Below are 24,584 nucleotides of genomic sequence, written 5' to 3' on the forward strand. Positions count from 1 at the left end.
GTCGCTTGGTGAACTGCATACGACTTGGTGCGAGTATGCCTTTACCGTCGCGACAGGGATGCAAACAACACAGAGGTCGTGCGGCGATCAGTCGCCCTCGCGCCGCTCCCGCGTCGAGAGCAGCCGGCGCAGCGAGTAGAGGCGGGCCGGGTCCGCGTGTCCCTCGGCGACCCACGCGTCCAGCGCGCAGTCCGGCTCGTCGTGGCTGCACGCGCGCGGGCAGCCTTCCGTGCCGGGCTCCAGATCGGGGAACGCCTTGATGACCTGCGAGGGGTCCACATGGTGCAGCCCGAAGGACCGCACGCCCGGCGTGTCGACCAGCCAGCCCTCGTCGCCCGGCAGCGGCACCGCGCGCGCCGAGGTCGTGGTGTGCCTGCCGCGGCCCGTGACCGCGTTGACGACACCCGTGGAGCGCCGCCGCTCCGTCGACACGAGCGCGTTGACCAGCGTCGTCTTGCCCACACCCGAGTGTCCGACGAACGCGGTGATCTTGCCGTCCAGCTGCTTGCGTACGCGGTCCACGGCTTCGCCGCTCTCCAGCTCCTCCCGGCTCGTGACGACGTACGGGACGCCCAGTGCCCCGTACAGCTCCAGGAGTTCGTCGGGGGACGCCAGGTCCGACTTGGTGAGGACGAGGAGCGGGTCGAGGCCTCCCGCGTACGCCGCGACCAGGCAGCGGTCGATCAGACGGGGGCGGGGCTCCGGGTCGGCGAGGGCCGTGACGATGGCCAGTTGGTCGGCGTTGGCGACGACCACCCGCTCGTACGGATCGTCGTCGTCGGCCGTGCGGCGCAGGACCGAGGTCCGCGGCTCGATGCGGACGATCCGGGCGAGGGTGTCCTTCTTGCCGGTCAGATCGCCGACGATGGCCACCCGGTCGCCGACGACCGCCGCCTTGCGGCCCAGTTCGCGTGCCTTCATGGCGAAGACGACGCGGTCCTCGACCAGGCATGTCAGCCGGCCGCGGTCGACGGTGAGGACCATGCCCGCCGCCGCGTCCTCGTGCTTGGGACGGATGTTGGTCCGCGGCCGGTTGCCCTTGCGGTTCGGGCGCTCCCGGATGTCGTCCTCGTCGGTGTGCTTGCCGTAACGGCGCATGATCCCGGTCCGCCCGTCAGTTCCCGAGCATTCCGGCCCACAGAGCGGGAAAGTCGGGCAGGGTCTTCGCCGTCGTCGCCACGTTCTCGATCTGTACGCCCTCCACAGCGAGGCCGATGATCGCGCCCGCGGTCGCCATGCGGTGGTCGTCGTACGTGTGGAAGATGCCGCCGTGCAGCGGGCGCGGGCGGATGTGCAGGCCGTCGGCGGTCTCGGTGACGTCACCGCCGAGTTCGTTGATCTCCTTGGTGAGCGCGGCCAGCCGGTCCGTCTCGTGCAGCCGCAGATGGGCCACGCCGCTGAGGGTCGAGGGGGAGTCGGCCAGCGCCGCGACCGCCGCGATGCCCGGGGTCAGCTCGCCGACCTCGCCCAGATCCACGTCGAGCCCGTGGATCGAGCCGGAACCGGTGAACTCAAGGCCCCGCTCCGTCAGTTCGCAGGAACCGCCCATCTCGGTGAAGATCTCGCGCAGCCTGTCACCCGGCTGGGTGGTGCGGGCGGGCCAGTCGGGGATGACGACCGTACCGCCGGTGACCAGCGCGGCGGCCAGGAACGGCTGGGCGTTCGACAGGTCCGGCTCGACCGTCAGGTCGCGGCCCAGCAGCGCGCCCGGCGTGACCCGCCAGACGTTCGGCTCGCCGCCCGACTCCGGGGTGTCCACCTGGGCGCCGATCGAGCGCAGCATGTCGACGGTCATCCGGATGTGCGGCATGGACGGCAGCGTCGAGCCCGTGTGCCGTACCTCCACGCCCTGGTTGAAGCGCGGTCCCGACAGCAGCAGCGCCGACACGAACTGCGAGGACGAGGACGCGTCGATCTCCACGGGGCCGCCCTCCAGCGCCCCGCCGCCCTGCACGGTCAGCGGCAGCGCGCCGCGGCCGTCGTCGTCGATACGGGCCCCGAGGGCGCGCAGGCCGTCGATCACGCCGTGCAGCGGCCGCTCGTACGAACGGGGGTCGCCGTCGAACCGTACGGGGCCGTCGGCGAGCGTGGCGACCGGCGGGAGGAAGCGCATCACGGTGCCGGCGTTGCCCACGTCGACCGTGGTCGGGCCCTGCAGGCCCGAGGGGATGACCCGCCATGCCTCGCCCGAACCGTCCGGGCCCACGCCCTCCTCGATCCCGACGCCCATCGCCCGCAGGGCACCGGCCATCAGGAGAGTGTCGCGGGAACGCAGCGGGCGGCGGAGCCAGCCGGGCTCGGCGGCGAGTGCCGCGAGGACGAGCGCGCGGTTGGTGACCGACTTGGACCCGGGCACGTGGACCGTCGCGTCGACGGCTCCGCTCGCGTGCGGGGCGGGCCAGAGGGCGGTGAGTGCGGGGTTAACGGGCATGCCCTCACTTTAGTGGGGGTTCGCGCCGCTGGGTTTGGCAGGGAAAGGCGGTTGTGCGGTGGCTGCGGGGGCGTTGTGGCCGGTCGCGCCCGCGCGCTGGAGCCGCCCGTCGGTACGGCCCCGCGCCCCTGAAGCCCCTTGGGGGAGCCCTCAGCTGTTCAGCAGCCAGTTGGCGCCGGCCAGCAGTGAGCACAGGGACACCGCGTGGAACAGGAACAGCCACAGGCCCGCCGGTATGTGGGTCAGGCGGGACAGCTGGTCCGCGTCCGAGTCGCCCGCTCCGCCGCGTGAGCGCTTGGCCTGGAGCTCGAAGGCCGGGCGGACACCGCCCAGCAGCAGGAACCAGACGACGGCGTAGGCGAACGCCGCCTGGACCTGGGGACCGGTCAGCCACGACACCGCCACGAACGTGCCGCCGGTGACGAGGACGGTCAGGGCGCCGTACGCGTTGCGGATCATCATCAGCATGGCCACGAGCAGCAGGGTGGCCAGCCAGAGCAGCGCGGTGATGTGGCCGGCCGCCAGCAGCGCCGCGCCGCCCAGGCCGAGCAGCGGGGGAGCCGTGTAGCCCGAGGCCGCCGTGAGGATCATGCCGAGGCCGGTCGGCTTGCCTCGGCTGACGGTGAGACCGCTGGTGTCGGAGTGCAGCCGGATGCCGCTGAGGCTGCGGCCCGTGAGCAGCGCGACCAGACCGTGGCCGCCCTCGTGGGCGATGGTGATGGCGTTGCGCGAGAGCCGCCACACCGGGTGCGGCACGATCGCGGCCAGCGCGGCCACCATCGTGGCGACGACGACCCAGGTGTCCGGGTCGGGCTGGCTCCCGAAGACCTCGTCCCAGACGGTCGCCAGCGAGGTGGCTGCGGTGCTGTCCATTGGTGGCTCGGGCTCCCTTGGGGCGCTGTCGGCGGGGGGTTCGCGGGTGGGCCAGGCAGTCTGACATGTATGAGCGGACGGAGCGGACGGTAGGTGAGACGCGGATCGGGCGGGGATCGTTCCTGACGGTGAAGGCCCTGGTCGCAGCGGTGAAGCCCCTGACCGCTCCCGAACTCTTCCGGAACACCTGCTCTACCCTTGGCTGCTGTGCGCGGGCCCGGAGGCAGCTGTGAACCGCTCCTGAACAGGGCGGGATCCGGGAAGCAGCCGAGACGGTGACCGCGGCGAGGTAGGTTCACGACTGCGTCAGGGTCGGAGGGGTGGTTCCAGATGTGCGGACGGTACGCGGCCAGTCGGGGGCCCGAAGACCTCGCGGGAGTCTTCGAGATCGAGAAGTGGGAGCCGGAGGAGGCCCTGGACCCCGATTTCAACGTGGCCCCGACCAAGGAGGTCTACGCCGTCCTGGACCGCCCCCTCAAGGGCGCCGACGACCCCGCGCCGGTCCGCCAGCTGCGCCGCCTCAAATGGGGTCTGATCCCCTCCTGGTCGAAGACGCCCGAGGGCGGCGCCCGGATGATCAACGCCCGTGCCGAGACCGTCCACGAGAAGCCCTCGTTCCGGCGCGCCTTCACCTCCCGGCGCTGCGTCATACCCGCCGACGGGTATTACGAGTGGGTGACCGGCTCCGGCGAGCGCGACCTGGAGGTGGAGGGCAAGAAGAAGCGGCCCCGCAAGCAGCCGTACTTCGTGCTCCCCGCCGACGGCTCGGTCTTCGCGATGGCCGGGCTGTACGAGTTCTGGCGGGACAAGACCCTTCCCGACGACCACCCCCGCGCCTGGTGGGCGACGTGCTCCGTCATCACCACGGAGGCGGAGACCTCCCCGCTCGCGGTCGCCCCGCAGGACGGCCCGCGCACCCTCGCCGAGATCCACCCGCGCATGCCGCTCATGCTCACCCCGGACCGCTGGGACGCCTGGCTCGACCCCTCCCGCAAGGACGTCGAGGACCTGCGCTCCCTGCTCGCGCCGCCGCCGGAGGGGCTCATGCGGGCGTATCCCGTCTCCACGGCGGTGAGCAACGTCCGCAACAACGGTCCGGAGCTGCTGAAGGAGCTGGAGGGGCCCGAGGAGGGCACACTCTTCTGACGTGACGGACAACGTGACGCATGAGACGCCGACGCCTGAGACGCCTGAGACGCCTGAGACGCCTGAGACGCCTGAGACGCCTGAGACGCCTGAGACGTATGTGACGGAGCTCGTCGAGACGGACGCGGGAACGGCCCGGATCACCTGGCACCGGGCCGGGAAGCCGGCCGAGAAGCACGAGAAGACGGCCGTGAAGGCCGAGAAGACTGACGAAACCGCGAAGGCGGCACGGCTGGTGCTGGCCGTCAGTCACGGTGCCGGAGGCGGGATCGAGGCGCGCGACCTCCGCGCACTCGCCGCCGTACTGCCCGCCCACGGAGTGACCGTGGCCCTGGTCGAACAGCCCTGGAGGGTGGCGGGCAAGAAGCTCGCGCCCGCCCCGAAGACGCTGGACGCGGGGTGGCGCGGCCTGTGGCCGGCGCTCGCCGCGCCGGGGCTCCCCGTCGTCGCGGGCGGTCGCAGCGCCGGAGCCCGGGTCGCCTGCCGCACGGCCACCGAACTGGGTGCCCACGCCGTCCTCGCGCTCAGCTTCCCCCTGCACCCACCGGGCAGGCCGGAGAAGTCCCGCGCCGGCGAACTGCTCGGCGCCGGGGTGCCCACCCTCGTCGTGCAGGGCGGCAACGACCCGTTCGGGCGTCCCGGGGAGTTCCCGCAACAGACCCCGCCGGGCTCGTACGAGCTCGTCGAGGTGCCGTACGGCGATCACGGGTTCGCCGTACCCAAACGGGCCCCCGTCGGTCAGGAGCAGGCGTTGACGGTCATCACGGACGGCGTCCTGAAGTGGGTTTCGTCACTCGCGTGACCCCGGGAATGTTGCGCGCTGGACCACTGTTGTGCGGATCAGACAGCACGCGAGGTGTGCTGGAAGACGTCGTACGAGAGGGAGTCCGCCGCATGGGTTCGACCATCTGCCCGAGCCGTGGCAGCCGCACAGACCTGGAGTGGTCGGTGCTGCACGCGGCGAGGACCGCCCCTGTTCGGGTGGCGGGCGGACCGGATCGGCAAGCCGCCGCGACCGCCGGTCGTCTATTCTCCGATTCAGGTGGGACCGGTTTCGGCCCCGCCCAGACTCTGGAGGAGGTGGGTCCGGTCACAGGGACCGACGCAGGGACCGAAAACGGCCAGGCGGAGCAGCCCGAGAACGCGGGCAGCAGCGAGTCGACCGCTGAGCGCAATGTGCGCTTCGAGCGGGACGCGCTGGAGTTCCTCGACCAGATGTACTCGGCCGCGCTGCGTATGACGCGGAACCCGGCCGACGCCGAGGACCTGGTGCAGGAGACGTACGCCAAGGCGTACGCGTCCTTCCACCAGTTCCGTGAGGGCACCAACCTCAAGGCGTGGCTGTACAGGATCCTCACCAACACCTTCATCAACTCGTACCGCAAGAAGCAGCGCGAGCCCCAGCGGTCCGCCGCCGAGGAGATCGAGGACTGGCAGCTGGCGCGTGCCGAGTCGCACATGTCGACCGGTCTGCGTTCCGCCGAGTCGCAGGCGCTCGACCACCTGCCCGACTCGGACGTCAAGTCGGCGCTGCAGGCGATCCCCGAGGAATTCCGTATCGCCGTCTATCTCGCGGACGTCGAGGGCTTTGCGTACAAGGAGATCGCGGACATCATGGGGACACCCATCGGTACGGTGATGTCCCGCCTGCACAGGGGCCGCCGTCAGTTGCGCGGCATGCTGGAGGACTACGCCAAGGACCGCGGCCTGGTCCCGGCGGGCGCCGGAGAGTCGGACGGAACGAAAGGCTCGGGCTCATGAGCTGCGGAGAGCCGCACGAGACGGACTGCAGTGAAGTACTCGATCATCTCTACGAGTTCCTCGACCACGAGATGCCCGATGCCGACTGCACCAAGTTCGAGGTGCACTTCGAGGAGTGCTCCCCGTGCCTTGAGAAGTACGGACTCGAGCAGGCCGTGAAGAAGCTCGTCAAGCGGTGCTGCGGTCAGGACGACGTGCCGACCGATCTGCGGGCGAAGGTCATGGGCCGCATCGAGCTGATCCGCTCGGGGCAGGCCGTGCCCGAGCACGAGGTCACGACCGCGGACGCGCGCGGCGCCGCCGCCGAGGGCTGAGCCACCGGGGGGCGGGCCGTCGAGGGCTGGGAGGAGCCCCGAGGTACACCCCTGAGCACGCCCCGAAGTACGCCCCCGAGGGACCCGATGCCGGACCGGTTCAGCCGGTCCGGCTTCTTGGTTCTGCGGGCGGTGTCAGACGTCCAGCGTGCTCTCGATCCGCTTCAGGCTGTGCCGGGCCAGTGCGAGGTTGCTGCGACCGCGGTCGAGGGCGAGGTACAGGAAGAGCGTGCCGCCGCTGGCGGTGAGCGGGCGTATCAGGTGGTACTGCTTGCCCAGCGTGATCAGGATGTCCTCGATGGTGTCGTCCATCGCCAGGGAGGAGAGCGTCCGCAGCTTCGCGCGCATCACCTCGGTGTTGCCCGCCGACGCCAGTTCCAGGTCGAGCGTCGGTCCGCCGCCGAGCGTGCCCAGGGCCATGCCGCTCTCGTAGTCGACGAGGGAGACGCCGATGGCACCTTCCACGGACATGGCTTCCTTGAGCGCGGTCTCGATGTTCATACTGCTGCCCCAATTCCTCGGTGACGCTGTCCGGTCGTTGGCTGTACAACTACGATCGAACACAAGCGGGTAGTGCGCCACAAAATACAAAATATGGCGCCTGTTGCGTAAGTTGAAGCTCAAAGTAGTGTGCGACGTCAAGACGTGAAGGGGGAACGGGGTAATGACGACGGCCGTTGATGCCTCCCTGGTCAGGCTGCTCGATTCCCCCGGGGTCACCGGCGTCGCCCTGGTCGACGCGGTCACCGGCCTCACCTACGGAGTGGCCGGGGACGCCGACGAGGCGGGGGACGGCGCCGAGTGCGCCGAACTCGCCGCCCTCATCGCCGAACGGCTGGGGCGGGCGGGCGCCGAGGGGGAGTTGGAGAGCGTGATCATGACCAGCAGGCGGCGCCACCAGGTGCTGCTCGCCGTCGGGCGGCCGGTCGGCGACCCGCTGCTGCTGACCGCGGGGATGGACCGGGAACGGGCCAACCTGGCGCTCGCCACGCGGAGTCTGGCCGACCGGGCCGCCGAGGTGCTCGCATGACGACGACCGAGGCGCGCAATCTGCCCGCGCTGCTGCAGGGGTTGCACGAAGAGGGCTACGGCGGCACCGTCCGGGTCTCCGGATCCCCGGGCGGAACGATTCATCTGCGGGACGGACTGATCGTCGCGGTCGAGACTCCGGGCGCGCCGTCAGCCACCTCGGTGCTGCTCACGCCGGGCCGTGTCGACGACGAGACCTGGCTGGCCGCGTGTGCGGCGGAGCCCGACACGGACCGGCTGGGCGGGTACCTGGTGTCCGCCGGTCTGATCGGCGCCGCCGAACTGGAGGTCGTGTGCACCGCGGCGGTGTTCGACGCGGCCTTCGCCATGGCGATCGGGCCGCCCGGCGGCTGGACGCTGGACGGTCCGGAACCCGCTCTGCACGCCGGGGCCGGAGTGGAGCCGCGGCGGCTGACCGAGGAGACCACTCGGCGCATCGTGCGGCTCTCCGGTCCGTGGGGGGCGCCGGGCGAACTCGCGCGGATACGGCCCGCGGCGGTTCCCGACGCCGGTCTGCGCCGGGGTCTCCCGGACCGCCACCGGGCCGTGCTCAGCACGGTCAACGGCCGTCGTACGGCCCGGGACATGGCCTTCACCCTCGGGCGCGGGCTGTTCGCGATCATGCTGGACCTGACCCGGCTGGAGGCGCAGGACCTCATCCGCTGGGAGACGGGCGGCCCGGCCGAGGGCCGGCCCAGCACCGCACCGCGGGTGCTGCCGGGACGCGGCGCTTCGGACGCGCCGGTGCCGGGCCCTCCGCGGGCCGAGCCGGCCGCGAATCCGGCGCCGCTGCCGAGGCGCACGCGGGGCGCCGGCGCGTGGCCGGGTGAGCCCCGGGCGGGGGAGGACCGGTCGCGCGACGGCCGGGCACACGAGACCCAGCCGCACGAGGTCCAGCCGCACGAGGTCCAGCCGTACGAGACCCGGCCACACGAGGCCCAGGCGCACGGGGCCCCGGTCCGTGAGGGTAAGGACCTCGTACGGGACGGGCAGGCGCGGGAGAGCCCGCCTGGGGAGGCGCCCGCCGGGGGAAGCGATGCTTTGACAGCGGGGACGACCGGGGGGCACGGGGGCTAGTGAGTTCAAGCAGACGCCGGGCGGCGAAGCGCCTCCGCCGCCGAACCGGCGCCGAACCCCACCGCCCCGCACCCCGCCGTGCGCGGGGCCCGGCCACCACGCCGCCCCGAAATGACGACCTGCCCCGGGACTCGGGGCCGGACTCCGGTCCGGCGCCGGGCGGTCTGCCGGAAACGGGTGGCGGGTCCGCAGGCGTCCCCGTGCGGGGATCGGGTGCCGGCCCGGGGCCGGACCGCAGACCCGGCCCCGTGCCGGGGTCGGGCGCTGGACCGGTATCGGACCGCGGCCCGAGCTCCGTCTCGGACCCCGTGCCGGACCCCGATGCGCTCGCGGACCGCGGGGGGCGGGGTGCTCGTGGGAGCGGGGTGGGGGCGCTGCCCACTCTGCCCGTGCGGGGGGCCGCCCCGGCGGCGCCGTTCGGGCTGCCTCCCTTGTCGCCCGAGCAACTCGCCGCCGACCAGCCCTCGCTCGACATGCTGCGCCGGGTCCGCAGGGGCCTGGGCGCGCTTCCGGAAGCCGACTGACACCGCTCCGACCGCCCCACGACCACCCATGCACGCAGCAAGGAGCGCCATGAGCGACACGTCGCAGCCCAATCCCCTCACCGAGATCCTGACCTCCCTGCGCGACCGGGTGATGGGAGTCTCCGAGAGCGTCCTGTCCACGGCGGACGGACTCCTCGTGGTCGCCGACACGGACTCCTCCCACGCCGAGTCCGTCGCCGCGCTCGCCGCCGCGACCCTCGGCGTGGCCCGCCGCATGGCCGACCAGACGAGCGTCGGCGCACTGCGCGAGGTCGTGGCGCGGTGCGGCTCGGGACACGTCATCGTGATGGCCGTGGGCGACCGGGCCCTGCTGACCGTGGTGGGGGACGACGGCCTCGACCTCGCCGCGCTCCAGCGGGAGTCGCCCGCCACGGTCGAGCAGCTGACCCAGGCGCTCGCGGCCGACGTGGCGCGCTGAACCCCCGCCCCGCAGCGCGCCCCGGGCGCCACCGGACTCGTACGGGCGTCCGGTCGTAGCCGGGTGCGAGCCCTCGTACGAACGCGCGGCTCACTCGAACGGGCGAATCTGTCCCCGCCGTCCCGGTAATCGGCCCATGCCTCCCCCGAGCCCCACCCGACCGCCCTATCGTCCATGTCCCGAAGGCTGTACGAGGCGGGCACCGGGCCCGTGCGGGAGCGGGAGGGGGCTGCGCCATGCGGTCGGTCCCGCCGTGGGCGCGTGTCTACGTCGTCTGCGCCGCCCTCGCCGCGGCCTTCTGCGCCGTGCCGGTGCCGGACACCCGCGCCCCCTGGCCGGCGGTGGCGCTGTTCGCGGTGCTCTGCGCGGCCTGCGAACTGCTCGCCGCGAGCCGCTTCGCGGGCGACGGCGGCCCCGACGGCGCGGGCGCGTCCCGGGAGGCGGGCGAGACCGGGGCGTCCCTGCGCTGGCACACGCCGGTCATGCTCGCCGCTGCCTTCCTGCTGCCCCCGCCCGCCGCCGCGCTCGTACCGGTGCCGGGGGCGCTGCTGGCCCGGGTCGGGCAACGGCCGCGGTGGCTGCGCCGGGTGTGGCGGGCCGCGCAGCTCTCGCTCGGCACCTGGGCGGCCTCGAAGGTCCACTGGTCGCTGGGCGGCCGGGACGCCGTCGTCACCTCCCACTTCCCCTACGCCCTGGTGGCCGCCGGCGCGGCCGTGGTGGCCTTCTGCCTGACGCTGACCGTGCTGGACGGCGGGATCCTGGCGCTCGCCGAACGGGTGCCGGTACGGACCGCCTGGCGCGGCCTCTTCCTGCGCTCACTCGCGCCCGTCGCCGTGCACGGGCTCGCCGGGCTGATGATGGCGGTGCTCTGGCGCAGCCCGTACGGGCCGGCCGCCGCCCTGCTCGTGCTGTTGCCGATGTACGTGTCGTGGTGGGTGTTCGCCCAGTACCACCGGGAGCGGGCCGCACACCGGGCCACCATCCGCGCGCTCGTGCAGGCCGTCGACATCAAGGACGGCTACACCCGCGGGCACAGCGAACGGGTGGGACAGGCATCGATGATGATCGCCCGCGAACTAGGCATGGACGACGAACGGGCCGAGGTGCTCAGATTCGCCGGCATCCTGCACGACGTCGGCAAACTCGGGGTCCCCACCCGCCTGTTGCGCAAGGACGGGCCGCTGACGCCCGAGGAACGCAGGGTGATCGAACTGCACCCCGAGTACGGGCACGAGATGGTCCGCGGGATCGGGTTCCTCGGCGAGGCCAGGTCGGCGATCCTGCACCACCACGAACGGCTCGACGGGAGCGGCTACCCGTACGGGCTGAAGGGCGCCCAGATTCCGGAGTTCGCCCGGGTGGTGGCGGTGGCGGACGCGTTCGACGCGATGACGTCCACCCGCTCCTACCGCCGGGCGCGGCCGGTACCGGCGGCCCTGGAGGAACTGGAGCGATGCGCCGGGGCCCAGTTCGATCCGCGGATGGTGGCGGCCTTCGTACGGGCACTCGTACGGCAGGGGTGGCATCCCGCCGTGACGGCGGACGAGACACCGCCGCACGCCGAGCCCCACGCACCGGCTCCCCGCGTGCCCACGGAACGGGCGCCCCAGCGCGGAACCGTCGGCGGGTCCGGCCCATGAGCATGACGGACAACGGACCGCCGCCGCCGCCGCCCCCGCCCACCGACAGCGCCGGCGACGGCGACAGTGACGGCTTCCGGGACGGCGGCACCGTCTCGTCGGCCGTCGCAGCCGTGCGGTCCCCTCGCGTCCCGCTCGCCCTCACTCTCCTGCGTACCGGCGCCGCCCTGGTCGCCCTGGCCGCCCTCGCCGTCACCCTCTGGGACGGCATCGACGAGCGGGGGGCCGCTCTCGCCTTCGCGGTGCTCATCGCCGCGGGGGAGCTGGCCCGGTGGAGCGGCGCCGAGGAACGCGAGTCGGCGCCGCTGGCCGCCGCCGGGGCCCTCGCCTACGCGCTGCTCGGCGAGAGTGCCGGACACCCCACCCACGACGGCGTCCCGCAGATCGTCGCCGTGGTCACGGCCGCCTCCCTGCTGGGCTGCGTACCGCACGTGGCGAAGGGCCGCGGGCCCACCGCGGACCATCTCACCCGGCGCGTCCTGACCGTCGGGTTCGCCGCGGTGTGCTTCCAGCCCCTCTACAGCCGGGGCCGGCTGGCGGAGTGGACCGGGACCGGACCCGCGTACGCGGCGCTCGTCGTTGCGCTGCTCCTGCTCACCACGCTGTGGGACGCCGTGCTGGCCGCGGCCATGGCGCACGCACGGACCCGGTGGCCCTTCGGACCGCTGCTGCGGGACGAGCTGCGCGGCACCCTCGGCATCGGGTCGGCGGTCTGCGCGACCGGGGCCGTGACGGCGCTCGCGGTGGCCGTCGCCGGCCTGTGGGCGCTGCCCGTCCTCTCCCTGCCGCTGCTGCTCACCCAGCTGTCCTTCCGGCGGTACGCGGCCGTGCGCACCACCTACCGCCAGACCATCGCCTCCCTCGCCCGGGCCACCGAGATAGCCGGCTACACCCCGGCCGGGCACGCCCGGCGCGTGGCGGCGCTCGGCCGGGCCGTCGGCCGTGAGCTGGGGCTCTCCGGACCCGAGCTGACGGTCCTGGAGTACGCGGCCCTGATGCACGACATCGGCCAGCTCTCGCTCGTCGACCCCGTGCCCGCCGGTGCCACGGCCGCCCTGGCCCCCGCCGAACAGCGGCGCATCGCCCTGCTCGGCGGAGCCGTGGTGCGCCAGACGGGGGTGGCCGCCGAGGTCGCCGTGGTGGTGGAGCGGCAGGCGGACCCGTACCTCGAACAACCGGTCGGTGCGTCGATCGTCCGGGCCGTGAACGCGTACGACGAGATCGCCCGGGAAGCGGGCCCCGGCGGGCCGCTGAGGGCGTTGGAGGAGCTGCGGCTGGGCACCGCGCGCGACTACCGGCCCGAGGTCGTCGAGGCGCTGGCCAGGGTGCTGGCGAGAGACGGCCTTACCTTGCCTCTGGTTGGGTAACCCATGGGTAATGAGCGCCCCTCCTCGCGTCCGTGGTTGGATGCGAGGAAGAGGACATCAGGGGGCACAGTCCAGCCCGAGGCTGCACGCTCTTCAACGAACTGGCAGGCGGGAATCGTGAGGATCTTCGGCAAGGGACGGCACCGGCCCTCCGCCTCATGGCGGCAGGCCACCGACCGTGCGTTCACCCTCATCGGCGACGGCCGGTACGAGGACGCGGGGGCGCTGCTGACACGTGCGGCGGACCTGGAACCCTGGCTTTCCGAGTCCTGGTTCAACCTCGCGCTGCTGCACAAGTTCCGGCACGACTGGGAACAGGCGCGCGCGGCCGGACTGAGGGCCGTGGCGCTGCTCGACCGGGAGACCGGGGCCCCCGACTGGTGGAACGTCGGCATCGCGGCGACCGCCCTGCAGGACTGGCCGCTGGCCCGGCGGGCCTGGCAGGCGTACGGCCTGCGGGTGCCCGGCGGCGCCTCCCGGCCGAAACCGGGCGCGGGCGCCATCGCGTCCGGCGAGCCGGTGGGCATGGATCTCGGCAGCGCGGCCGTGCGGCTGTCGCCCGAGGGCGAGGCCGAGGTCGTGTGGGGGCGGCGGCTCGACCCCGCCCGTATCGAGGTCCTCTCCATCCCGCTGCCGTCCTCCGGGCGGCGCTGGGGCGAGGTGGTCCTGCACGACGGGGTTCCCCACGGGGAGCGGACGACCGCCGCGGGGCACGCGTATCCCGTCTTCGACGAGATCGAGCTGTGGGCGCCCTCTCCGGTGCCCACCTGGGTCGTGCTCCTCGAGGCGGAGACCGAGGACGACCGGGACGCGCTGGAGCGGCTCGCGGCCGACGCGGGGTTCGCGGCGGAGGACTGGTCGTCGTCCGTGCGGCTGCTGTGCCGGATGTGCTCCGAGTCGCGGATGCCGTCCGACGAGGGCGACGGGGAGCATCTCGATCCGCACGATCACAGCGAGCCGGGGCACCCCGGGCCGCTCGGGCACCGGACCGACGGGCAGTTGTGGGTGCCCGAGCGGGAGTGCGGGCTCGCGGCGCCGGCGTCGCTCGTGCGGGGGCTGCTGGACGGGTGGGTCGCCGACAGCCCCGATTCGCGGGACTGGCGGGACCTCGAAGAGGTCTGTTAGAAGCTGGGGCTTCCGGGCTTGATCGTCGGGTGCGGGCCCGGCTGTGGCCGGTGGCGCCCCGCGGCGGAGTCGCGGGCAGGCACAGTCCCGCGCCGCTGGGGAGCGGGGCGCCCCCGTACCCTGTATCAGCATCGCAACCCCGTTTTCCGAGGAAGGCTTACGTCGGTCATGGCGCAGCAGGACACTGAGCAGCAGCACTCCGGAGTGCTCCCCGTGGACGACGAGGGCTTCGTCATCGACACCGAGAACCCGGCGGAGCGTGAGGCGGCCTACCGCGAGCGCGGGACCTCCCGGCCCATCACGGTCGTCGGGAACCCGGTGCTGCACAAGGAGTGCAGGGACGTCACGGACTTCGGGGACGACCTCGCCCGGCTGGTCGACGACATGTTCGCCAGCCAGCACACCGCCGAGGGCGTGGGCCTGGCCGCCAACCAGATCGGTGTCGACCTCAAGGTCTTCGTCTACGACTGCCCGGACGACGAGGGCAAGCGGCACACGGGAGTGATCTGCAACCCCGTGCTCGTCGAGCTGCCCGCCGAGCGGCGCCAGCTGGACGAGAGCAACGAGGGCTGCCTGTCGGTGCCGACCGCGTACGCGCCGCTGGCCCGCCCCGACTACGCCGAGGTCACCGGGCAGGACGAGAAGGGCAACCCGGTCAAGGTGCGGGGCACGGGGTACTTCGCGCGCTGCCTCCAGCATGAGACGGACCACCTGTACGGGTACCTCTACATCGACCGGCTCTCCAAGCGCGAGCGCAAGGACGCGCTGCGGCAGATGGCCGAGAACGAACCGCGCTACCCCGTCGTCGCGAACGACTGAGAACGTCTGCGGCACACAGCGACGACCGGGACGTGAGCGTCCCGCGTCCACGGCCCGCGTCCACGGCGCCTGATCGGATTCCCTTCCGGTCAGGCGCCGTTCGTCTGCGCGTAGCACGTTCGATCCCTTGTGCGCCGGTAATGATCCATATTCAGTCACACATAGGGAGATTCTCGGCATCGTGGGGTAGTGAGGGAAGCAAATCCGTTCCCAGAACGGTCAGTTGTAGTGCTGAATGGGAAGTGCGGGGATACGCAACGGCGCACGCCCGGCACAGCGGGAGGGGCGTGTCGTCAACAGGCGGCTGAGAGGGGTTTGTTCGTGCCTGCTTTCTCACAGAGCACCTCAACGACGTACACCTCGGCCCTCGTTCCACCGGCGCTCTCTCTACCGGTGATCGAGGCCGAGTTTCCCCGTCAACTCCATCCGTATTGGCCCAGGCTGCAGGAGAACACCAGGGCCTGGCTCCTGGAAATGCGCCTCATGTCGGCGGCGAAGGTGGAGGCATATGCCGACGGGCTTTGCTACACGGACCTCATGGCGGGCTACTACATTGGCGCGCCCGACGAGGTCCTCCAGGCGATAGCGGACTACAGCGCGTGGTTCTTCGTCTGGGACGACCGCCACGACCGCGATGTCATCCACGGGCGGCCGAGGGCCTGGGAACAGCTCAGGGCCCGACTGCACACGGCTCTGGACTCCCCCCGAAAGCATCTGCACCACGAGGACCCGCTGGTTGCGGGGTTCGCGGACAGCATGGTGCGGCTGTACTCGTTCCTGGGCGAGGGGTGGAACGCGCGGTTCGCGGACCACTTCCACGCGGTCGTCGAGGCGTACGACCAGGAATTCCACAACCGTACGTCGGGCATTGTCCCGACCGTCGAGGAATACCTCGAACTACGGCGGAACACATTCGCGCACTGGATCTGGGTCGACCTCCTCGAACCGAGCGCGGAGTACGAACTGCCGGTCGCCGTGCGGGAGAACCCCGCGTATCGGCGGGCTGCTCTGCTGTGCCAGGATTTCGCCGCCTGGTACAACGATCTGTGCTCCCTCCCCAAGGAAATCGCGGGCGACGAGGTACACAATCTCGGCATCAGCCTCATTCAACACGAGGGGATGCGGCTCGAAGAAGCGGTCAAGGAAGTCAGGCGACGGGTCGAGGAATGCATCACCGAATTCCTCGTCGCCGAAAAGGAGGTATTGAGGTACGCGGAAAGGATAGACAACGGGTCCGTCCGTGGCGCCGAACTGGCGGCTGCCGTACGGGCGTGCCTGTTCAACATGCGGAATTGGTTCAGCTCCGTGTACTGGTTCCACCACGAGTCGGGACGGTACATGGTCGACAGCTGGGACGACCGCACCACACCCCCGTACGTCAACAACGAAGCGGTAGGTGAGAAATGACCGTCGAGTCGGTACGGTCCGCTGCACACCAAGCGGCAGAACTACGCACCCCGCCCCTCGCCCGGAGCGGCGTCCCCGGCCTCGGACACGGCCTGAAACTGGTGCGCGACCCGCTGGGTTTCCTCTCCCGGCTGCGCGACCAGGGCGATGTCGTCCGGCTGAAGCTGGGCCCCAAGACGGTGTACGCCGTCACCACGCCGGCCCTCACCGGGGAGCTGGCCCTGAGCCCCGACTTCAAGATCGACGGGCCGCTGTGGGAGTCCCTGGAAGGCCTGCTCGGCAAGGAGGGAGTGGCGACCGCCAACGGGTCGCGGCACCGGCGTCAGCGCCGGACGATCCAGCCCGCCTTCCGGCTCGACGCCATCCCCGGCTACGGGCCGATCATGGAGGAGGAGGCGCACGCCCTCGCGGACCGCTGGCGCCCCGGCGAGACGATCGACTGCACCGCGGAGTCGTTCCGCGTCGCCGTCCGCATCGCCGCCCGGTGCCTGCTGCGCGGCGACTTCATGGACGAGCGGGCCGAGCGGCTGAGCATCGCCCTCGCCACCGTCTTCCGCGGCATGTACCGCCGTATGGTCGTGCCCGCCGGACCGCTCTACCGGCTTCCGCTTCCGGCCAATCGTAAATTCGACCGCGCATTGGCCGATTTACATCTCCTGGTCGACGAGATCGTGGCCGAGCGCCGTGCATCCGGTCAAAAGCCGGACGATTTGCTGACAGCATTGCTGGAAGCGAAGGACGAGAATGGCGAGCCCATCGGGGAACAGGAGATACACGACCAGGTCGTCGCGATACTCACCCCCGGAAGCGAAACCGTGGCTTCCACGATCATGTGGCTTCTGCAGGTCCTCGCGGAACACCCGGAACACGCCGACCGAGTGCGCGAAGAGGTCGATTCGGTCACTGATGGCCGTCCTGTCGCATTCGCGGACGTGCGGCAGCTCTCCCACACGAACAATGTCGTCGTCGAGGCCATGCGGTTGCGTCCCGCCGTATGGATATTGACGCGCCGGGCCGTGACCGAAACCGCACTCGGCGGGTATCGCATTCCGGCCGGGGCCGACATCGTCTACAGCCCGTACGCGATCCAGCGCGACGCGCGTTCGTACGGCGAGCCGTTGGAGTTCGACCCCGACCGCTGGCTTCCGGAACGCGCCAAGGACGTGCCGAAGTACGCCATGAGCCCGTTCAGCGTCGGCAACAGGAAGTGCCCGAGCGACCACTTCTCGATGGCCCAGCTCGGGCTCGTCACGGCGGCCGTGGCCTCGCGCTGGCGGCTGGAACAGGTGTCCGAGTCGAACGACACCACCCGCGTCGGCATCACCCTGCGACCGCACCGCCTGCTGCTGAGGGCCGTGCCCCGCTGACTGGACGGCGCACGTTCAGGCGGCCTGCGGGCCCCTGAACGTGCGCCGGTACGCGTTCGGAGTCGTCCCCAGCGAGCGGACGAACTGATGGCGCAGCGCCGCCGCGGTCCCGAACCCCGTGCGGTCCGCGATGAAGTCCATCGTCTGGTCGGTGGCCTCCAGCAACTCCTGCGCCAGCAGCACCCGTTGACGCAGCAGCCAGCGGTAGGGGGTGGTCCCCGTCTCCTGCTGGAAGCGCCGGGCGAAGGTGCGCGGCGACATGTGCGCGCGGGCGGCGAGCTGTTCGACGGTCACCTCCTGATCGAGGTGGCGCTCCATCCAGGCGAGCGTCTCCCCGACCGTGTCGCACTGCGAGCGCGGCAGCGGCCGTTCGATGTACTGGGCCTGGCCGCCGTCGCGGTGCGGCGGCACCACCATGCGCCGCGCGATGCTGTTGGCGACCTCCGGGCCCTGCTCCTTGCGGACGATGTGCAGACAGGCGTCGATGCCGGAGGCGGTGCCCGCCGAAGTGATCACCGGGTCCTCGTCCACGTACAGCACGTCCGGTTCGACCTTCGCGCGCGGGTGGCGCGCGGCCAGCGTGTCGGCGTGCCGCCAGTGGACCGCGCAGCGGCGGCCGTCGAGCAGTCCGGCCGCGCCGAGCACGAAGACCCCGGAGCAGACGCTCAGCACCTTGGTGCCGCGCTCGGCGGCCCGGACCAGGGCGTCGAGCAGCGCGGGAGGGTAGGTGCGCCCGATGTAGTGGCTCCCGGCGGGCACGACGATCAGGTCGGCCTCCTCCAGCCGGTCGAGCCCGTACGGAGTGGAGAGCGTGAGGCCCGGGACGTGGGTGGCGAGGCTCGGCCCCTCGGCGGAGGCGACCGCGAAGTCGTACGCCGGCAGTCCCTCGTCGCTGCGGTCGAGGCCGAACACCTCGCACACGACGCCGAGTTCGAAGGGATGCGCGCCGTCGAGCAGGACGGCGGCCACGTTGGTCAGCATGCTGACAGTGTGCACCCGATCTGGCAGGAAATCGAGGGTGTGCGTCAGTCCTGCCACTCACGGTAAGGAGCATCCGGCGCGACAGTGGTGTCCATGAACACGACACAGCTGGAAGGCCTGATCGGAATGCTCTTCGTCCTCGGAATCCTCGTCCTGCTCGTCCTCCCTTCGGTGTTCGGCATCGTGCGCGACCGGCGCGTCGACCGTCAGCTCAGGGAGGCCGAGCAGGCGCCCCGGCAGGACCGGGGCGCGCCTCAGAAGTCCTCGTCGAGGTCGACCGTCCCCTCCACCGCCACCTGGTACGCCGAGGGCCGGCGCTCGAAGAAGTTGGTCAGCTCCTGAACCCCCTGCAGCTCCATGAAGGAGAAGGGGTTCTCGGAGCCGTACACCGGGGCGAGGCCCAGGCGCTGCAGCCGCTGGTCGGCGACGCACTCCAGGTACTGCCGCATCGACTCGGTGTTCATCCCGGGCAGGCCCTCACCGCACAGGTCCCGCCCGAACTGCAGCTCGGCCTCGACGGCCTCGCGCATCATGTCGGTCACCTGCTGCCGGAGCTCCTCGTCGAAGAGCTCCGGCTCCTCCTTGCGGACCGTGTCCACGACCTCGAAGGCGAAGCTCATGTGCATCGTCTCGTCGCGGAAGACCCAGTTGGTACCGGTCGCCAGGCCGTGCAGCAGACCCCGGCTGCGGAACCAGTAGACGTACGCGAAGGCCCCGTAGAAGAACAGGCCCTCGATGCACGCGGCGAAGCAGATGAGGTTCAGCAGGAAGCGGCGGCGGTCGGCCTTCGTCTCCAGCCGGTCCAGCTTCTCCACGGAGTCCATCCACTTGAAGCAGAACTCGGCCTTCTCCCGGATGGACGGGATGTTCTCGACGGCGTCGAAGGCCGCCGCCCGGTCCGCCGGATCGGGCAGATAGGTGTCGAGCAGCGTCAGATAGAACTGGACGTGCACGGCCTCCTCGAAGAGCTGACGGCTCAGATACAGCCGCGCCTCGGGGGAGTTGATGTGCTTGTACAGCGTCAGCACCAGGTTGTTCGCCACGATCGAGTCGCCCGTCGCGAAGAACGCGACCAGTCGGCCGATCATGTGCTGCTCACCGGGTGACAGCTTCGCCAGGTCGGAGACGTCCGAGTGGAGGTCGACCTCCTCGACGGTCCAGGTGTTCTTGATCGCGTCCCGGTAGCGCTCGTAGAAGTCCGGGTAGCGCATGGGGCGCAGGGTCAGCTCGAAGCCCGGGTCGAGAAGGTTCTTCTCGGTCTTCTCTGCCTTCTCGGTCTTCTCGGTCTGCTCCGGTGCGGTGGGTGCGGCGGGTGCGGTGGTCATTACTGGCAGGCCTCGCAGGACTCGGGGTTCTCAAGGGAGCAGGCGACCGCGTCGGGGTCGGCGGCCTGCTGGACGGGGATGGTCTTCTCGGGCGCGGGTTCGGGCCGGGCCTGCTGCTGTGCCTGGCCCTGGGCGGCGCGGGCGATGCGGGTCGCCGGACGCGAGCGCAGGTAGTACGTCGTCTTCAGCCCCGACTTCCAGGCGTACGCGTACATCGAGGAGAGCTTGCCGATGGTCGGCGTCTCCAGGAACAGGTTCAGCGACTGGGCCTGGTCCAGGAACGGGGTCCGGGCGGCGGCCATGTCGATCAGGCCGCGCTGCGGGATCTCCCACGCCGTGCGGTACAGCTCGCGCACGTCCTCGGGGACCCAGGTGAAGCCCTGCACCGAGCCGTTGGACTCGCGCAGCGCCTCCCGGGTCTGCGCGTCCCACACACCGAGCTTCTTCAGCTCGGCCACCAGGTAGGAGTTGACCTGGAGGAACTCGCCGGACAGCGTCTCGCGCTTGAACAGGTTGGAGACCTGCGGCTCGATGCACTCGTACACGCCCGCGATGGACGCGATGGTGGCGGTCGGGGCGATCGCCAGCAGCAGCGAGTTGCGCAGGCCGACGGCGGCGATCCGCTCCCGCAGGGCGGCCCAGCGCTCCGGCCAGGTGAGCTCGACGTCGTAGTGGTCCGGGTGCAGCACACCCTGGGCCGTACGGGTCTTCTCCCAGGCGGGCAGCGGGCCGTTGCGCTCGGCGAGGTCGGCGGACGCCTCGTACGAGGCGAGCATGATCCGCTCGGCGATCCGGGTGGAGAGGGCGCGCGCCTGCGGGGAGTCGAACGGCAGCCGCAGCTTGAAGAAGACGTCCTGCAGCCCCATCGCGCCGAGGCCCACCGGACGCCACTTGGCGTTGGAGCGGCCCGCCTGCTCGGTCGGGTAGAAGTTGATGTCGACGACCCGGTCGAGGAAGGTCACGGCGGTCCGGACGGTCGCGTCGAGCCGCTGCCAGTCGATGTCGCCGGCGTCCGTGTCCACGAAGGCGCCGAGGTTGACGGAACCGAGGTTGCAGACCGCGGTCTCCCCGTCGTCCGTGACCTCCAGGATCTCGGTGCACAGGTTCGAGGAGTGGACCGTGTGGCCGGGCAGCGCCGTCTGGTTGGCCGTGCGGTTGGCGGCGTCCTTGAAGGTCATCCAGCCGTTGCCGGTCTGCGCGAGGGTACGCATCATGCGGCCGTACAGATCACGGGCGGGGATGGTCTTCCTGGCGAGCCCGGCGGCCTCCGCCCCGCGGTACGCGGCGTCGAACGCGTCGCCCCACAGGTCGACCAGCTCGGGCACGTCCGAGGGCGAGAACAGCGACCAGTCGCGGTTCTCGTTCACCCGGCGCATGAACTCGTCGGGGATCCAGTGGGCGAGGTTCAGATTGTGCGTACGCCGGGCGTCCTCACCGGTGTTGTCGCGCAGCTCCAGGAACTCCTCGATGTCGGAGTGCCAGGTCTCCAGGTAGACCGCCGCCGCGCCCTTGCGCCGGCCGCCCTGGTTCACCGCGGCGACCGAGGCGTCGAGGGTCTTCAGGAACGGGACGATGCCGTTCGAGTGCCCGTTCGTGCCGCGGATCAGCGAACCGCGCGACCGGATCCGGGAGAACGAGAGGCCGATGCCGCCCGCGTGCTTCGAGAGGCGGGCCACCTGGTGGTAGCGGTCGTACAGGGAGTCCAGTTCGTCCAGCGGGGAGTCGAGGAGGTAGCAGGACGACATCTGCGGGTGGCGCGTACCGGAGTTGAAGAGCGTGGGGGAGGACGGTAGATAGTCGAGGCGGCTCATCAGCCGGTACAGGGAGGCGACCTCGTCGACGGACCTGGCCGTGTCGTCCTCGGCGAGACCGCTCGCCACCCGCAGCATGAAGTGCTGGGGCGTCTCGACGACGGACCGCGTGATCGGGTGCCGCAGCAGATACCGGCTGTGGAGCGTGCGCAGCCCGAAGTAGCCGAAGCGGTCGTCACCCGCCAGGTCGATCAGCGCGTCGAGCCGGGCCGCGTGGACGCGGACGAACTCGGCGGTGCGGTCGGCGATCAGGCCCTCGTGGTGGCCGACGGCGACCGACTCCGAGAAGGAGCGCACGCCCTGCGAGGCGGCCTCCGCGGCGATGGTGACGGTCAGCAGCCGGGCGGCCAGCTTCGAGTAGACCGGGTCCTCGGAGATGAGACCGGCCGCCGCCTCCGTGGCGAGCTCGCGCAGCTCCGCCGTGTCCGCGGCGGCGGACCGGCCGCGCAGCGCGGCGGCGGCGACCCGGCCGGGGTCGGCGCCGGGGAGGTCGGCGGTGAAGTCGGTCAGGATCCGCAGCAACGCGGTTCCCGGTCCGTCGGCCTCGGCCCTGTCCTGCTGCTCCCGGGTCGCTGTCGCGGAGACCGGATCGGCTGGCGCGATGGTCACGTGGGGCTCTCCCTCGCTCGGCACGGGGGCCTCGGGGGAGAGGGGTTCGGGGCACACGGGGGTACGCGCTCCGTGCGGGCAGCGGTACGCCGCGTCCACCGGCCCACTCCACGAGGCCCGGACGTCATGCACCCGGACCGGACGGTCTGGGCGCGCTGTCGGCAGGTCCTCGGACTGACTCCTGTACGCGGCATGCGGGCATGTCGCGTACAAGTACACCGTTGCGGGACAGTTCCGGATTCACACCGGATTCCCCTGCGGCGACAGCGATCATGAGCATACATCTTGTGCCGGGCTGCGGAAGCACCCCCACATGTTGTGTCGTGTGGCTGGCTCTGTCCCCGGGGGGGCTGCGCCCCCGGACCCCCTGTCGCGCTTGCGCGCTCGTCCTCAAACGCCGGACGGGCTGAAGATGTCCGCCCGTCCGGCGACACTTCAGCCCGTCCGGCGTTTGCGGCCCGGGGGTTCGGGGGCTGGCCCCCGGGTGTGCTCCTAGTGGCCGGCCCCCGCCGTCGCCGGGGGGAGTTCCACCTGGACGCCCTTGTCGCCCGCGTCCGCCGTGTAGTCCTCGGCGGAGGTCTCGTCGATGCCCTCGGGAGCCTTGAGCGCGCGCAGGACGAACGTCATGACCACCGTCACGATCACGTTGAGCACGATCGCCGTCAGCCCGATGTACCCGATCTCCCCGATACCGGGAATCTCCTTCGAGGAGCCGCCGAAGTGCTTCTGCGTCGGCGAGGCCACCCCGTACGCGGCGACCGTCCCGTACAGCATGCCGACCGCCCAGCCCGCGAGCAGCGCCCACCGGTGGAACCAGCGCGTGAACAGGCCGCCGACCAGCGCCGGGAATGTCTGCAGGATCCAGATCCCGCCGAGCAGCTGGAAGTTGATGGCGACCGTCTTGTCCATGGTCAGGACGAAGACCAGCGCGCCCACCTTCACGAGCAGCGAGACCAGCTTGGAGACCTTCGTCTCCTGGGCGGGCGTCGCGTCGGGCTTGATGAAGTCCTTGTAGATGTTGCGGGTGAACAGGTTCGCCGCCGCGATGGACATGATGGCCGCCGGCACGAGCGCGCCGATCCCGATCGCCGCGAACGCCACGCCCGCGAACCAGTCCGGGAACATCGTCTCGAAGAGCTGCGGGATCGCCAGCTGCCCGTTGTCCACCTTGATCCCGGCCGCGATCGCCATGAAGCCGAGCAGCGCGAGCAGGCCCAGCATCAGCGAGTACAGCGGCAGGATCGTGGTGTTGCGCCGGATCACCTCACGGCTGCGCGAGGACAGCGTCGCCGTGATCGAGTGCGGGTACATGAAGAGCGCCAGCGCGGAGCCCAGCGCCAGGGTCGCGTACGTCCACTGGCCCGCCTCGCCCGGCACCAGGGAACCGCGGGGCGCGCCGGTCGCCGGGTTCGTCTGGCTGTACGCCTCGCCCGCCTTGGCGAAGATCTCGTCGAAGCCGCCCAGCTTGATCGGGATGTAGATGATCGCCACCGCGATGACGATGTAGATCAGCGTGTCCTTGACGAACGCGATCAGGGCGGGCGCGCGCAGCCCGGACGAGTACGTGTACGCGGCCAGCACACCGAAGGCGATGAGCAGCGGCAGGTCCTTGACGAACCAGTTGGTGTCCTCCCCGCCGCCGACGCCCATCACGTCGAGGACGGCCTGGATGCCCACGAGCTGCAGCGCGATGTACGGCATCGTCGCCAGGATGCCGGTGACGGCGACCGCCAGCGACAGACCCTTCGAGCCGAAGCGCCCGCGCACGAAGTCGGACGTCGTCACGTACCCGTGCTTGTGCGACACCGACCACAGCCGGGGCAGGAAGGTGAAGATCAGCGGGTACACCAGGATCGTGTACGGGACGGCGAAGAAGCCGGCCGCGCCCGCCGCGTAGATCGCCGCCGGGACCGCCACGAACGTGTAAGCCGTGTAGAGGTCGCCGCCGAGCAGGAACCAGGTCACCCAGGTGCCGAACGACCGGCCGCCCAGGCCCCATTCGTCGAGCGTGTGCTCGTTGTCGGACCGCCGCCAGCGCGCGGCCAGGAAGCCCATGACCGTGACGGCCACGAAGAAGAAGATGAAGACGGCGAGTGCCACGCCGTTCACGCCGTCCTTCATGCGGACGCGCCCCCGTTCCGCGCCTGGCGAGCGGCCTTGCGGGCGCGCTGCTCACGGTTCCACAGCGTGTACGCGGTCATGGTGAGCGCGGTCGAGACGAGCACCCACAGCATCTGGTACCAGTAGAAGAACGGGATCCCGATGAAGGTGGGGTCCACCTTCGCGTACGACCCCACCCAGAGCATCGCCACGAACGGCGCGATCAGGCAGACGGCGATCACCACGCGGACCGGTGTCACCACCGGTGGTTCCCCTTCGGGCGCTCTTGGCACATCCGGTGTTTCCGACATACGGCGGCTCCGTCCCCTCACTGATCACCTGTGCAACGCGCAGGAAATCTAAGGGACGGTTCCGCTTTATGGAACCCCCGTCCGCATAACGGATGTGCCGTGTCGAGCGACGGCGGAGCCGTTCACGG

The 24,584-nt window shown here is 71.1% G+C and carries 24 protein-coding genes and 1 riboswitch; of the genes, 15 read left to right on the top strand and 9 right to left on the bottom strand.

What is annotated here, in order from left to right; genetic code table 11:
• Positions 1–87: 87 nt before the first annotated feature.
• From rsgA to K3769_RS16445, 3 genes are all read right to left on the bottom strand, one after another.
• Positions 88–1,098, bottom strand: coding sequence for a ribosome small subunit-dependent GTPase A (rsgA, locus tag K3769_RS16435; protein ID WP_267027173.1), 1,011 nt, complete (start codon positions 1,096–1,098; stop codon positions 88–90).
• A 16-nt stretch (positions 1,099–1,114) separates the two neighbouring features.
• The gene (gene aroA / locus K3769_RS16440; RefSeq protein ID WP_267027174.1) at positions 1,115–2,431 is read right to left on the bottom strand and encodes a 3-phosphoshikimate 1-carboxyvinyltransferase; all 1,317 of its coding nucleotides are present in this window, start codon (positions 2,429–2,431) and stop codon (positions 1,115–1,117) included.
• 150 nt (positions 2,432–2,581) lie between these two features.
• Positions 2,582–3,304, bottom strand: a complete 723-nt coding sequence (locus K3769_RS16445; protein ID WP_267027175.1) for a M50 family metallopeptidase — start codon at positions 3,302–3,304, stop codon at positions 2,582–2,584.
• 330 nt (positions 3,305–3,634) lie between these two features.
• On the opposite strand from K3769_RS16445, the gene K3769_RS16450 reads away from it, so the two are divergent.
• The 4 genes from K3769_RS16450 (at position 3,635) to rsrA (ending at position 6,525) form a co-directional block, all read left to right on the top strand.
• Positions 3,635–4,450, top strand: a complete 816-nt coding sequence (locus K3769_RS16450; RefSeq protein WP_267027176.1) for an SOS response-associated peptidase — start codon at positions 3,635–3,637, stop codon at positions 4,448–4,450.
• Between the two features lie 100 nt (positions 4,451–4,550).
• On the top strand, positions 4,551–5,252 hold the full coding sequence (locus K3769_RS16455) for an alpha/beta hydrolase family protein (protein ID WP_267027177.1): 702 nt from the start codon (positions 4,551–4,553) through the stop codon (positions 5,250–5,252).
• 278 nt (positions 5,253–5,530) lie between these two features.
• The gene (gene sigR, locus K3769_RS16460) at positions 5,531–6,211 is read left to right on the top strand and encodes an RNA polymerase sigma factor SigR (protein WP_267031403.1); all 681 of its coding nucleotides are present in this window, start codon (positions 5,531–5,533) and stop codon (positions 6,209–6,211) included.
• On the top strand, positions 6,208–6,525 hold the full coding sequence (rsrA, locus tag K3769_RS16465; RefSeq protein ID WP_267027178.1) for a mycothiol system anti-sigma-R factor: 318 nt from the start codon (positions 6,208–6,210) through the stop codon (positions 6,523–6,525). The genes sigR and rsrA overlap by 4 nt, the downstream gene beginning before the upstream one ends.
• A gap of 135 nt (positions 6,526–6,660) precedes the next feature.
• Here rsrA and K3769_RS16470 read toward each other — a convergent pair whose 3' ends face one another.
• Positions 6,661–7,026, bottom strand: coding sequence for a hypothetical protein (locus K3769_RS16470; RefSeq protein ID WP_267027179.1), 366 nt, complete (start codon positions 7,024–7,026; stop codon positions 6,661–6,663).
• A 163-nt stretch (positions 7,027–7,189) separates the two neighbouring features.
• On the opposite strand from K3769_RS16470, the gene K3769_RS16475 reads away from it, so the two are divergent.
• The 10 genes from K3769_RS16475 to K3769_RS16520 all read left to right on the top strand — a co-directional run bounded on the left by K3769_RS16475 (position 7,190) and on the right by K3769_RS16520 (position 17,319).
• Positions 7,190–7,555, top strand: a complete 366-nt coding sequence (locus tag K3769_RS16475) for a hypothetical protein (RefSeq protein WP_267027180.1) — start codon at positions 7,190–7,192, stop codon at positions 7,553–7,555.
• Positions 7,552–8,631: a DUF4388 domain-containing protein gene (locus K3769_RS16480; protein WP_267027181.1), complete on the top strand. Its 1,080-nt coding sequence runs from the start codon at positions 7,552–7,554 to the stop codon at positions 8,629–8,631. The genes K3769_RS16475 and K3769_RS16480 overlap by 4 nt, the downstream gene beginning before the upstream one ends.
• A 308-nt stretch (positions 8,632–8,939) precedes the next feature.
• Entirely contained in the window at positions 8,940–9,155 is a 216-nt protein-coding gene (locus K3769_RS16485) for a hypothetical protein (protein ID WP_267027182.1), read from the top strand.
• Positions 9,156–9,204: 49 nt separating this feature from the next.
• Positions 9,205–9,594, top strand: coding sequence for a roadblock/LC7 domain-containing protein (locus K3769_RS16490; protein WP_267027183.1), 390 nt, complete (start codon positions 9,205–9,207; stop codon positions 9,592–9,594).
• A 236-nt stretch (positions 9,595–9,830) separates the two neighbouring features.
• Positions 9,831–11,234 (top strand): HD-GYP domain-containing protein, encoded by a 1,404-nt coding sequence (locus tag K3769_RS16495; protein WP_267027184.1) that lies wholly within the window; start codon positions 9,831–9,833, stop codon positions 11,232–11,234.
• The gene (locus tag K3769_RS16500) at positions 11,231–12,601 is read left to right on the top strand and encodes an HD-GYP domain-containing protein (protein ID WP_267027185.1); all 1,371 of its coding nucleotides are present in this window, start codon (positions 11,231–11,233) and stop codon (positions 12,599–12,601) included. Before K3769_RS16495 ends, K3769_RS16500 begins: the two co-directional genes overlap by 4 nt.
• 117 nt (positions 12,602–12,718) lie before the next feature.
• The gene (locus tag K3769_RS16505; RefSeq protein ID WP_267027186.1) at positions 12,719–13,726 is read left to right on the top strand and encodes a tetratricopeptide repeat protein; all 1,008 of its coding nucleotides are present in this window, start codon (positions 12,719–12,721) and stop codon (positions 13,724–13,726) included.
• Between the two features lie 168 nt (positions 13,727–13,894).
• Complete coding sequence (gene def / locus K3769_RS16510; protein WP_267027187.1) at positions 13,895–14,545, top strand: peptide deformylase; 651 nt, start codon at positions 13,895–13,897, stop codon at positions 14,543–14,545.
• Between the two features lie 321 nt (positions 14,546–14,866).
• Positions 14,867–15,952, top strand: a complete 1,086-nt coding sequence (gene cyc1, locus K3769_RS16515) for an epi-isozizaene synthase (protein ID WP_267027188.1) — start codon at positions 14,867–14,869, stop codon at positions 15,950–15,952.
• A complete protein-coding gene (locus tag K3769_RS16520; protein WP_267027189.1) occupies positions 15,949–17,319 on the top strand; it encodes a bifunctional albaflavenone monooxygenase/terpene synthase in 1,371 nt (456 codons plus the stop codon). The genes cyc1 and K3769_RS16520 overlap by 4 nt, the downstream gene beginning before the upstream one ends.
• A gap of 15 nt (positions 17,320–17,334) precedes the next feature.
• On the opposite strand, the gene K3769_RS16525 is transcribed toward K3769_RS16520, so the two are convergent.
• Positions 17,335–18,300, bottom strand: coding sequence for a helix-turn-helix domain-containing protein (locus K3769_RS16525; RefSeq protein WP_267027190.1), 966 nt, complete (start codon positions 18,298–18,300; stop codon positions 17,335–17,337).
• A 93-nt stretch (positions 18,301–18,393) separates the two neighbouring features.
• Between K3769_RS16525 and K3769_RS16530 the strand changes: the two genes are divergently transcribed.
• Positions 18,394–18,642: a hypothetical protein gene (locus K3769_RS16530; protein WP_267027191.1), complete on the top strand. Its 249-nt coding sequence runs from the start codon at positions 18,394–18,396 to the stop codon at positions 18,640–18,642.
• Here K3769_RS16530 and K3769_RS16535 read toward each other — a convergent pair.
• The 4 genes from K3769_RS16535 to K3769_RS16550 all read right to left on the bottom strand — a co-directional run bounded on the left by K3769_RS16535 (position 18,555) and on the right by K3769_RS16550 (position 24,456).
• Positions 18,555–19,625, bottom strand: coding sequence for a ribonucleotide-diphosphate reductase subunit beta (locus K3769_RS16535; protein ID WP_372514956.1), 1,071 nt, complete (start codon positions 19,623–19,625; stop codon positions 18,555–18,557). The genes K3769_RS16530 and K3769_RS16535 overlap by 88 nt on opposite strands.
• A complete protein-coding gene (locus K3769_RS16540) occupies positions 19,625–22,045 on the bottom strand; it encodes a ribonucleoside-diphosphate reductase subunit alpha (protein ID WP_267027192.1) in 2,421 nt (806 codons plus the stop codon). Before K3769_RS16540 ends, K3769_RS16535 begins: the two co-directional genes overlap by 1 nt.
• A 143-nt stretch (positions 22,046–22,188) precedes the next feature.
• Positions 22,189–22,325: riboswitch (cobalamin riboswitch) on the bottom strand.
• 212 nt (positions 22,326–22,537) lie between these two features.
• A complete protein-coding gene (mctP, locus tag K3769_RS16545; RefSeq protein WP_267027193.1) occupies positions 22,538–24,166 on the bottom strand; it encodes a monocarboxylate uptake permease MctP in 1,629 nt (542 codons plus the stop codon).
• The gene (locus K3769_RS16550; protein WP_267027194.1) at positions 24,163–24,456 is read right to left on the bottom strand and encodes a DUF3311 domain-containing protein; all 294 of its coding nucleotides are present in this window, start codon (positions 24,454–24,456) and stop codon (positions 24,163–24,165) included. Before K3769_RS16550 ends, mctP begins: the two co-directional genes overlap by 4 nt.
• Positions 24,457–24,584: the final 128 nt, after the last annotated feature.

It is taken from the genome of Streptomyces ortus (genome assembly GCF_026341275.1).
Taxonomy (GTDB): domain Bacteria; phylum Actinomycetota; class Actinomycetes; order Streptomycetales; family Streptomycetaceae; genus Streptomyces; species Streptomyces ortus.